This is a genomic window from Parabacteroides sp. ASF519, assembly GCF_000364265.2.
Taxonomy (GTDB): Bacteria; Bacteroidota; Bacteroidia; order Bacteroidales; family Tannerellaceae; genus Parabacteroides; species Parabacteroides goldsteinii.
The window spans coordinates 5688496-5699362 of record NZ_AQFV02000006.1 but is presented as its reverse complement, the minus strand read 5'-3'; the positions used below and the strand labels follow the sequence as shown (position 1 = coordinate 5699362).

Annotated in this window: 9 protein-coding genes; 5 read left to right on the top strand and 4 right to left on the bottom strand. The window is 43.8% G+C overall.

All coding sequences use genetic code 11. The annotated features are described in order from the left end of the window. Positions 1–229 precede the first annotated feature (229 nt). Complete coding sequence (locus C825_RS22820) at positions 230–3730, top strand: DUF748 domain-containing protein (RefSeq protein ID WP_010800316.1); 3501 nt, start codon at positions 230–232, stop codon at positions 3728–3730. A 48-nt stretch (positions 3731–3778) separates the two neighbouring features. Then, positions 3779–4045: a GNAT family N-acetyltransferase gene (locus C825_RS22815; protein WP_010800315.1), complete on the top strand. Its 267-nt coding sequence runs from the start codon at positions 3779–3781 to the stop codon at positions 4043–4045. 15 nt (positions 4046–4060) lie between these two features. Here C825_RS22815 and C825_RS22810 read toward each other — a convergent pair whose 3' ends face one another. Then, positions 4061–4708, bottom strand: coding sequence for a pentapeptide repeat-containing protein (locus tag C825_RS22810; RefSeq protein WP_007653727.1), 648 nt, complete (start codon positions 4706–4708; stop codon positions 4061–4063). A gap of 172 nt (positions 4709–4880) precedes the next feature. On the opposite strand from C825_RS22810, the gene C825_RS22805 reads away from it, so the two are divergent. Beyond that, positions 4881–5270 carry an L-rhamnose mutarotase gene (locus C825_RS22805; RefSeq protein WP_010800314.1) on the top strand — a complete coding sequence of 130 codons (390 nt, stop codon included), beginning with the start codon at positions 4881–4883 and terminating at the stop codon, positions 5268–5270. Between the two features lie 232 nt (positions 5271–5502). Here the strand turns inward: C825_RS22805 and C825_RS22800 are convergent, their stop codons facing one another. From C825_RS22800 to C825_RS22790, 3 genes are all read right to left on the bottom strand, one after another. Beyond that, a complete protein-coding gene (locus tag C825_RS22800; protein WP_010800313.1) occupies positions 5503–6135 on the bottom strand; it encodes a murein L,D-transpeptidase catalytic domain family protein in 633 nt (210 codons plus the stop codon). Between the two features lie 90 nt (positions 6136–6225). Continuing rightward, positions 6226–7230 carry a L,D-transpeptidase gene (locus C825_RS22795; RefSeq protein ID WP_010800312.1) on the bottom strand — a complete coding sequence of 335 codons (1005 nt, stop codon included), beginning with the start codon at positions 7228–7230 and terminating at the stop codon, positions 6226–6228. Positions 7231–7362: 132 nt separating this feature from the next. Continuing rightward, positions 7363–7551 (bottom strand): ferredoxin, encoded by a 189-nt coding sequence (locus C825_RS22790; protein ID WP_007653717.1) that lies wholly within the window; start codon positions 7549–7551, stop codon positions 7363–7365. A 192-nt stretch (positions 7552–7743) separates the two neighbouring features. On the opposite strand from C825_RS22790, the gene pruA reads away from it, so the two are divergent. Next, entirely contained in the window at positions 7744–9375 is a 1632-nt protein-coding gene (gene pruA / locus C825_RS22785) for an L-glutamate gamma-semialdehyde dehydrogenase (protein WP_010800311.1), read from the top strand. 98 nt (positions 9376–9473) lie between these two features. Next, a complete protein-coding gene (locus C825_RS22780) occupies positions 9474–10649 on the top strand; it encodes a proline dehydrogenase family protein (protein ID WP_007653714.1) in 1176 nt (391 codons plus the stop codon). The last annotated feature ends 218 nt before the right edge of the window (positions 10650–10867 follow it).

The following is a 10867-nucleotide window of genomic DNA, read 5'->3' as shown; positions in this document are numbered from 1 at the left end:
AAATTATTCAAAAATGTTTGAAATCTATTCATTCGGGCTGGATGATGGTTAAAATAGACATTTAAACCAGATCATTATCTGTGTAATATGGTTGTAAGGTCAGCTAAATGTATTATTTATTTGCAACATAATATTTGTCTTCTTGTTTTAAATAATATAGAGTATTTATACGGATCGCAGAGGAATTGCTCCTAAGAGAAAGGTTTGTTGATAAAATAGAGAAAAGGGTATGAGACGAAGTAAGAAAATAATTAAGTACATTTTTCCAATAGCAGGATTATTGATCGTTCTTTTTTCCATTTTGAACCTGTATCTGAGCAACCGCCTGGAAAGATATTTGAAAGTAGAATTGAGCCGGCGTACCGCTGAGGCTACGGACGGATTCTATAATCTTTCTTTTGATGATCTTTCGATCGGTTTTGTGAAAGGGGAACTGAAGATCGAAGGCATCAGGCTGATGCCCGATTCAACTGTGTTTCAACAGTGGAAAGCTATTGACAGCCTTCCCCGTACTTATGTGAAAGCGGAGATCGGCATGATAGATTTCAAAGGTGTAAACCTTACCTGGCGGTGGAGTTATAAGGAATTGCATTTTAATACGTTTGAGATAAAAGACCCACGGATAGAAGTTTTCGATTCTTATTATTCGGGGCGTGTGGAGAAAAAGGTCCGGCATGCCGATACCAAATCATTGTATGAAGTAATCTCTCCTTATATAAATGTGTTGAGCGTACGGACACTGAACCTGTCGAACGCCAGCGTATCCTATACCGTCGAGAATCCTGTGACACCGATCGTCTATGGGCTTGATGATGTCAGCTTCCGCGCTTACGGTTTTCTGTTGGATAAGAACTCGTCACAGAGCGGAAAGTTACTCTATTGCGATAACTTTGAATTTGTGACGAACCAACCGCAGACGCTGCTAGCCAATAACGACTTTCTCCTTAAAACAGACAGCATAAAACTCAGTACGCAGGATTCGATTATTTATATAGAGAAGATACGATTGATTCCGCAGGATAGTTTATGGACGGAGACAAAACAACGTCCGGACAGCTATGTCGATGCACAGGTCCGGACAGTGGAAGTCAACGGAATCCGTTTTAAGCGGGAGGATGCGCTGAATTATCTGACAGCCCGTTCTTTTGAAATATCTTCGTCGGACATTCAGGTATTTAATCTGGCCGCTAATGCCCCGGCAGCGAAAAAAGCGGCAGGCAATGCTACAAAGATCGATACGGATTCTTTGGTACAGGCTTTATCTTTATATGACATAATATCGCCGGTATTGCATAGCGTTTCTATCCGGACTGTCGGAATCGATGCCGCCAAAGTCACTTATTCGCAAGCCGTAAAAGATTCAGTGGAAGTCTATAAACTGGATAACTTCAATTTCCGGGCAAACGACTTCCTGGTTGATTCGGTTTCGGAAGAGAAGCATGGTTTGTGGTATTCCCGTAGTTTCGCCTTTGAAGCAACTGGCATCAGCGGGGAGATGACGGCACGCAACCACCGTTTCGATATTGCCCGTATGGCATTGGATACGGAGTCCGGCGATTTCAATATAGAGAAAATCCGCCTGAAGCCTATAAAAGTAAATTCCCGAAAAGACTATATGTCTGGTAGCATTGACACAATCGGTATCAGGGGATTGCTTTATGATAAAGGGATCAGTGCCGACCTTTTCAAGATAGACCATCCGGTTATCTATTATTATAAATCCCCGTCTTATCCGAAGAAAAGCAAGGAAACGAAGCTGCCGGTAAATCCGAGGGCGGATGTGGAAAGTATTCTGAACCCGTTATTGCAATATTTGTCTATTAAACGGATCAATCTGAATCATGCGTACGTAACATTGAATGACAGAAGCGTTCCTGATCCTATAATCTATAAGCTGAAGGATTTTAATTTCTATGCTACCCGCTTCCTGGTGGACGACAGTACGAACCGGAGTGGAGGGCTGTTCTTTGCCTGTGATCATTTTGGTTTCAGTTTCAAAGACTTTGACAATTATTTGCCGGGAAAAGCCTACCGTCTGTCTGTCCGGAAAGGTAATTTCTCTACGGCAAAAGGCATATTAGGATTACAGGACGTGAAACTGCTCCCGCAAGACTCTTTATGGCAAATGGGAACAAATTCATATTTTCGTATAGAGACTCCGATGATTTATGCAACCGGTTTGAACCGTCTGCCAGAGAATTTGCTTCAGCGCCTGGATGCTACTTCGCTGCATGTCGAATCACCCGATATCCGCTTGATGAAAAAAGACGGAAGTCTGTTACAGGTATCACTTCAGGACTTGGGTATCGATAAAGTCGTGTGGGACAGTCTGCATTTTTCTGTCGGTTCAATAAATCTATCTGATCCGGTTGTCAGTTATCAAGCCGGGACTTCTCCCGATACGATAAAGACAAAAAAGAAATCTCCCACCGTCCTGTCGGATGATATTTATGAGGCTGTCGGTCGGTTTACACCTGACCTTTCACTGGGAAAACTGACAGTCTCCAATGCTGTATGGAATCGTGATACGGCAAACCTGTTTCTTGAAGGACTGCATGTCAATGTCAGGAACCGGACATTCGGGCTGAAGACTGTCCGGTTCGATACCAAAGACCTGGCATTCCCGTTGGATAATGGTTTTTATACATTGAAGATAGGAAAAGTCAATCTGAATAATACCGATCTGAATCTGGAAGATATCCATTTGGTTTCTGCCTATCCGAAAATGGAATTTGCTTACCGGCAGCCAAAGCATCAGGATTGGTTTGATGTCAAGGTCGGCCGGTTGGGATTGTCGGGAATCGATTTGCCGGCTTACTTCTCGGAGAAAGTGGTCCGGATAAAAAATGTAGAGGTTGACAATGCCGAACTTCAGAATTTCAAGAACCAACAGATTGCCGTGCCCCGCCGTATCGTACCGATGATCTATTCCGGTTTGCAGAAAGCACCGGTGAAAATGGCTATCGACAGTCTCCGTGTAAATAACTTTTCCGTTGTCTACGAAGAATTGTCAAAGAAAGGGATACAACCGGGTAAACTGTTTTTCACGGAAATGAACGGGAAATTTTCCGGTTTTACCAATATTGTATCTTATCCGGACCAGTATATCCGTCTGGATGCAAACGGTAAATTAATGGGGAAAGGATATTTTACCGCCACCTGGCAGCTTCCGGTCGATTCCCTGAACGATCGTTTCCTGCTGGATGCGCATATGGAGGACTTTGATCTGAATGCATTGAACGAACTGATCACACCGCTTGCCTTTGCTAAAGTGGAGAGTGGCAAGCTGGTCGACTTTACATTCAGCACTGAAGCCTCGACCAAAGGTGCCACTGTCGATATGCTATTTCTTTACAGGGATCTGAAGGCTGAAATAATGAAAGAGAAAAACGGGGAAGTGATCGATAATAAATTCCTGTCACGTTTGGCTAACCTTGTGCTGAAACATGATAACCCTGACCATCCGGAACAGGGAACATACAGCCCCCGCTATTCCCATCTGACGATAGAACGGGATCCGTATCATTCCACATTTAACTATCTATGGCAAATCCTCCGTCCGGCATTGACTGAGTCGGTCGGTGTTTCTAAAAAGGTGCAGGATGTTGCCAAAGGAGTCTCCGGCTTCTTTACAAAAGTGAAGAATTTCTTCCATCCCGGAAAGAAAAAGCAACAAAAGCAGCCTGTATCCGGACAAAATGAACCGGCAGGTGAACTAATTCCCGAATAAACTGTTTTATCTATAACAGGGTGTTGTTTTGTAGATAAAAAATAAATTATGGAATATGATATTGTTCACCATCCGGAGAAATATCGCTTTGAAATAAAGCAGGATGGTTTAACTGCCTTTGTGCAGTACAGGCTTGTTGGTAATAATCTGGATATTATTCACACAATAGTTCCGGTACCTCTGGAAGGTCAGGGAATAGCCGCTTCACTGGTGAAAGCGACTTTTGACTACGCAATAGAAAATCAATTGAAACCCCGGGCTACCTGTTCTTATGCAGTAGCTTGGTTAAAAAGACATCAGGAATATGCAAAATAACGAATTTGAAGAAGATTATCCTTTAATTGTAACACCCAGCAGATGGGCTAATTCCAATGCTTGTAAAGAGGTGACTGTTGCTCCGCGTAATTCACAGCCGATGATAGGACTTATCCGGATGCCGGATATGTCGCAGCTACTGAAGTCGACACCTTTTAAGGATGTACGGTAAAACTCAGCTTCCTTGAGATCACTCTCATGAAAGTTCACGCTGGCATACTGACCGTTCTCAAAGGAACTGTTTCGCAGGTCGCATCGGTCGAAACTGACATATTTCAGTTTGCTCATGCTCAGATTGAGGTATTCTGCCTTGCAGTTGCTGAAAACAATATGGTTTAGCGCTGATTCGGAAAAGTTTGTCCCGATCAGTTTGCATTCGATAAATTCGATACGGTGAAAACCGGAACCGGAGAAATTCATATTAGACAGGTCGCAGTTCTTGAAGATGATATCACTGAACTGCGATTTTTTTATACCGCAACCGATCAGTATGCTGTTTGTGAACAGGCAGTCCTGCATACTCATATTTTCCGTTTTAATTTCGAATACCCTTTGATTCCTGAAAGAATATTCCGCCAGGTCTTCTCCCGGTAGCAGGAGCGTTTCATCGAGGGTACGATCTTCTTTTAATACTTTTGTTATCCGGGGTGCAGTGATCTTCATCTTTTATATTATTTTTGAGCGGGTAAAGATAACGATTTAGATCCGTATTTTATGAAACCGGTGTCGATATCGTTTTATCCCTTGCAGAAATATTCTTATTTCGGTTGCATAATAATCGTTACATTTGTACTGTAATCGTTCCTGTTGAATGAATTAAAAAATAATATGGTTTATGGAAGATAAAAAGAACGGATACAAAAGCAAACATTATGATTTCCCGACTAAACGTTATTGTCAGACGCTGGACCTGAAAGATGATCCGGAGTTAATCAAAGAATACAAGAAAAGACATGGACAGGAATGTTACTGGCCCGAAATAGGCGAGGGGATTAAAAGTGTCGGAATCCTGGAGATGGAAATTTATCTGTGCGGGAACCGTTTGTTCATGATCGTGGAAACACCGCTCGATTTTGATTGGGATACGGCATTCAGCCGTCTCGCCGGTTTACCCCGTCAGGCTGAGTGGGAAGAATATATGTCTGTTTTTCAACAGGCTGCCCCGGGTGCTAGTTCCGCAGAGAAATGGCAGTTGATGGAACGTATCTTTCATGTGTATGAATAGCTTATAATTTGTTTTTATACATGACGGAAGTCTGTCCTGTATATCTTTTGAAAAGGCGATATCAGGTGAAGATTTGTCTGGTCTGGCCGTCAGCGATTAGCATGTCCATAATAGGAGAGCCGTTTACTTTGGTTTTCATGATTCCTTTTTTATAGGATTCGCATTGTAGTGCCAGAGGGATACCTCCCGAAAGTTCTATCTCATTTCTTTATCCGTTTGCAAGATAGGGTTTTTACATAGAAGCAACCTGCCGTTTGGATAGGATGGGGCTGTAAGCCAGATAATTCTTATTGTTAGCATAAATAAAAAGCAGGGAACCGCCTTTTATCGTGTTGATAATAGGCTTGCTTACAGCCTGTGGCAGGGCCGGACAGCCGAAACTGCGTCCCAGGCGGCCGGATGAAGCAATTACGGAAGGATTGGAGTAAGCAGCTCCGTGGATAACGATCGCCCGTTCTTTGGCGCGGTCGTTGATCCCTTTTTCCAATCCGTTCAGGACAAGTGAGTAACCGTTCTTTCCCTGATAGGTGTTTTCTGTCAGGAAGAACCCCAGTGAACTTTTGAGGGAACCGTTCTCGTTGGAAAAGGAGGTGGCATAATTCCCTCCGCTATTCTTTCCGTGTGATACCAGCGAAGAGAATAATAATTTTTTATGCCTCATGTCGAATACATAAAAACGCTCTTCGGTCGAAGGCTTACTGAAATCGACCAGTGTAAGGATCTCTTTCGTTTTATCTTCGATTTTATGGTATCCGGTGATTGCTTGTTCGAATGCCTCAAAGTTTACTACTCCTTCCAGTTGCATCTCCTGGTACAACTGCCGGCAGCTTGAAACTTCATGGATGACCGGTTCCGTACTTCTCATTTTAGAGAAGTTTACCGGGATAAACAATAGGAACAGATAGATGAAAACTTTGTGCATGTCTGTGTGAATCAGACTGCAAAGTTAGAATTTTTAATCGAAAACAAAAACAAGAGTCTCATAAACCGGTGCCCAGTCGTAGATGAATTTAGCATGTGAAGTAGCATTCCTGACACACATATGGGAGCGGGGAGTGGTTCCCAACGTCGAACTGTATTCGATCAGTGACTTGCGCGGAGCATTGACAGGTACCCCGTGGATATACCCCCCGTTTGTGAAGCGGCTGGCATACGGAGCAAAGCCTCCTGTCTCCGTGGTACCGTCCACCAGATAGATCATGCGGGGCTTCTTTTCCTGGATAATATATACTCCGGGAGGCGTTTCCTGGGCATAGGGTGGCCTGTGCAGTCCGGTTGTAGCCGGGTTCATGCTTCTGACCAGCCATTTGTCGCCTTCCTGTTCCAGTGTTGTGATATTCTGATTCCGGGTATCTACAAAGACAGCTTTTTTGAAGACGATCGTATCAGGAATCGTCTGGATATATTTTTTAGGGATCATCCACTCTTTTCCGGTGTGTACGGAGGCAACCCGGGTGAAATTCGTATAGTCTTCCAGGTGTTTTACCAAGGCACCGTCCCTGCCGTAGAGTTCGGGCACCGTAGTGTCTGTTGTCAGGTAGAGCGGTATTCCCTGGAAGCGTTCGACGCCCAGCGAGTCGGCTATACGGCGGTATGAATCTCTGTGATAGTTTTTTACCAATGGCGCTTCCCCGTTTTTATTCCTGTAATTCTGGAGGATCGACCAGGTGGCCGGTTCTTTCTGGATGGATTCGAGCCAGGTTAGGCGCTCCTTTATCTTTTCCCACTGGAACTCCCGTGTCGTATCTTTATACGGATAAGTGTCTTCCAGAGTATGCTGGTCGTAGAGCAATTCCTTTTCAATGATTATTTCTTTAGGGACAGTATCTATTATTTCCGTTACTTCTACAGTCGCAGAGTCTGGTGCAGGTTGTCCGTCAGTAATCGGCTTATCCGTTTTGCCGGTACAGAAACTCAGCAGAATAAGGCAAAATACCGGAAGTATAGCAGTTTTCTTCATCCCAATTATCTTTTTTGTGAATATACGGTTTTTTATTGGAATACCGACAAATCCTGACAGGAAAAGAGGTTATCCCAAACCGGAATAACCTCTCCACTTTTTACTCTGTAAAACGTGAGTGGTCCTCCTCACTTAATCATATTTAATAACGCTGACCGGACAGCTTTCGGCTGCTTCTTTGATCTCTTCCTCGTAATCGTTGAAGTCTACTCCCTCGTTTACGCGGGAACGATCCGTCACATGAAAAACCTCCGGGCAGATGCCTTCGCAAGTACCGCAAGCGATACAGTCTTCTTCTATCCAAACACTTTTAATAGCCATAGTTTCTATACCTTTAAGATGATTATATTTTAATAACAGCTATGGATGGGAAAATGTTGATATATACCATATACCAAAGTGTTTCTAATTAAAACTAATTTAACTCTTTACTCACTTTGTTTTAAAATTATTTTACTACGTTTACAGCATAGAAAAAATCATTGATTAACTATTTATAAACTAAGAAACAACATGGATAACGCTATTTTTAGATTTCCTAAGCCTATTAATGAGCCGGTAAAATCGTATGCACCCGGATCGAGTGAAAAAGCAGCTTTGAAAAAAACGTTAGCTGAACTCTCAAATGAAGAATGGGATATTCCTTTGATCATTGGCGGAAAAGAAGTCCGTACGGGTAATACCGGTAAAGTGGTTATGCCGCACGACCATCATCATGTGCTGGCTACTTACCATAAAGCCGGCGAGAAAGAGGTGCAGATGGCCATCGACGCCGCTATGAAGGCGCACAAAGAATGGTCTGAACTGCCCTGGGTTGAACGTGCTTCCGTTATGTTAAGGGTGGCTGAACTCTTTGCTACAAAATATCGTTATCTGTTAAATGCCTCAGTGATGCTGGGACAGAGCAAGAACCCGTTCCAGGCGGAAATCGATGCTCCCTGCGAACTGATCGACTTCCTGCGTTTCAGTACGTTCTATGCCAGCCAGGTATATGCCGACCAGCCTTATTCGGAAACGGGTATCCTGAACCGTATGGAATACCGTGCCCTGGAAGGTTTCGTGTTCTCGTTGACACCGTTTAATTTTACTTCTATCGCCAGCAACCTGAATATGGCTCCCGCCATGATGGGTAATGTGGCTGTCTGGAAACCGTCTACTACGGCTATCCATTCAAACTATCTGTTGATGAAGGTATTCCAGGAAGCCGGACTTCCGGATGGTGTTGTCAACTTTATCCCTGGACGGGGGAGCGTGATCGGTAAGGTGATAACTGCCAGCCGCGATCTGGCAGGTTTCCATTTCACAGGTTCTACTGCGACATTCAATACGCTATGGCGCCAGATGGGCGAGAACCTCGGCCATTATAAATCTTATCCGAAGATTGTCGGTGAAACGGGCGGTAAGAATTTTATCTTTGTTCATCCGTCTGCTCCGGCATTGGATGTGGCGACTGCTATCGTTCGTGGTGCGTTCGAATATCAGGGTCAGAAGTGTTCTGCCGGATCACGTGCCTATATCCCGGCTTCTTTATGGAAAGATGTAAAAGAGATGGTAGGCGATATGTTGAAAGAGATCAAGATGGGTGACGTGCAGGATTTCACGAACTTCATCAATGCGGTGATCGATGAGGCTTCATTCGATAATATCATGAGTTATATCAACTATGCGAAACAATCTCCGGATGCTGAGATCGTCTTTGGCGGTAATGGCGACAAGTCGGTAGGTTATTTTGTTGAACCGACTGTTATCCAGACAACAGATCCGATGTTCAAGAGCATGGTGGAAGAAATATTCGGTCCGGTGATCACTATTTATGTATATGACGATAATAAATATGAGGAAACATTGGAGTTGTGCGACCGTACTTCTCCTTATGCCCTGACCGGTTCGATCTTTGCACGCGACCGTTATGCTATCGACGTGGCATTCAATAAACTGCGCTATGCTGCCGGTAACTTCTATATCAATGATAAGCCGACCGGCGCCGTTATTGCACAGCAGCCGTTCGGTGGCTCGAGAGCTTCCGGTACGAATGACAAGGCCGGTGGTCCGCTGAACCTGATCCGCTGGACGAATCCTCGTTGTATCAAGGAGGCTTTGGTTCCGCCTACTTCTTACGGTTATCCGTTCTTAGGAGAAAAATAACATATCAGCTGGCAGTTGACAAGTGACAGTTGACAGGTAATATGCTTCGAAATTGTTTACTGTCAACTGTCATCTGTCAACTTTAAAAATCAGATACTATGTTAGATTTTAATAATACCGAGATTGCATTTTCATCCAAATCGCAGTCTGAATTGAGAAACGCTTACTTACTCTTCAATACAATAAAATATCCGTGGCTGGTAAAATGTGCCAGTTTTGGAAGTAATATCGCCTTAAAGATTCATTTCCCTTTAGCATGGGCTGTAAAGCCAACTTTATATAAACAGTTTGTCGGTGGTGAGACATTACAGGATTGTACCAAAGCGATCGACCATCTCCGACAGTTTAATGTGCGTTCTACCCTTGACTTTTCAGCCGAAGGCGAGCAGACTCCTGAAGGTATCCAGGCTACATTTGAAGAAACACTACGTTCAATCGATTTTGCCAAAGGAAATGATAACCTGGCTTATGCCGTATTCAAACCTTCTACTATAACGACCGATGAACTTCTTGCCAAGGCTTCTGAAAAACGGGGCGAACTGACCATCGAAGAAGTAAAAGCCTTCCGCGAATTTAAAGAACGCTTTATGGCTTTCTGCCAGCGTGCTTATGAGAACGATGTCCGTCTGATTGTCGATGCGGAAGATTACTGTTTCCAGGATGCGCTGGATGAACTGACCGACGAGGCGATGCGGAAATACAATAAAAAACGTGCGATCGTATTTGCTACCTTGCAGATGTATCGTCATGACCGTATGCCTTACCTGCGCCGTATTCTGGATGATGCCAAAGAAAAAGGATATATCGCCGGTGTCAAGTTCGTGCGTGGCGCTTATATGGAGGCCGAACGTGCGCGTGCTGCGGCTTTGGGTTATCCCGACCCGATCTGCAAGGATAAAAAGGCGACCGATGAGAATTTCGATGCGGCTGTTCGTTTTACCATGGACCATCTGGAGCATTTCGAGATGTTTATGGGAACGCATAATGAGGAAAGTAATTATAAACTGGCTAAGCTGATAGATGAGAAGGGTCTCAAACGGGATGATTCCCGTATCTTTTTTGCCCAGTTGCTGGGGATGAGCGATAATATCTCATTCAATCTGGCCCATGAAGGATTTAATGTAACCAAGTATGTGCCTTATGCTCCGGTAAGAGACGTATTGCCTTACCTGATCCGGCGTGCTGAAGAAAACACTTCGGTCGCAGGGCAGACCAGCCGTGAACTGAAGATGTTGCAGTCAGAATTGAACCGGCGTAAGAAGATGAATCGATAAACACTCACAGAATGTTTTCGGTATTTTGTTTGCCATTTGCAATATGCCGATGCAATGCATTGTTAAACAGTTATATATACTATTGCAAATGTTTTTTCTGTTTGCAATGTTATTTGTCATTTGCCATAATCAATCGTAAGAGGAATGATGGCAAATGGCAAATAGTATGGCAAATAGAATAGTTATTTGCCATGTCTTATTGTGCTTATTGATAGGAT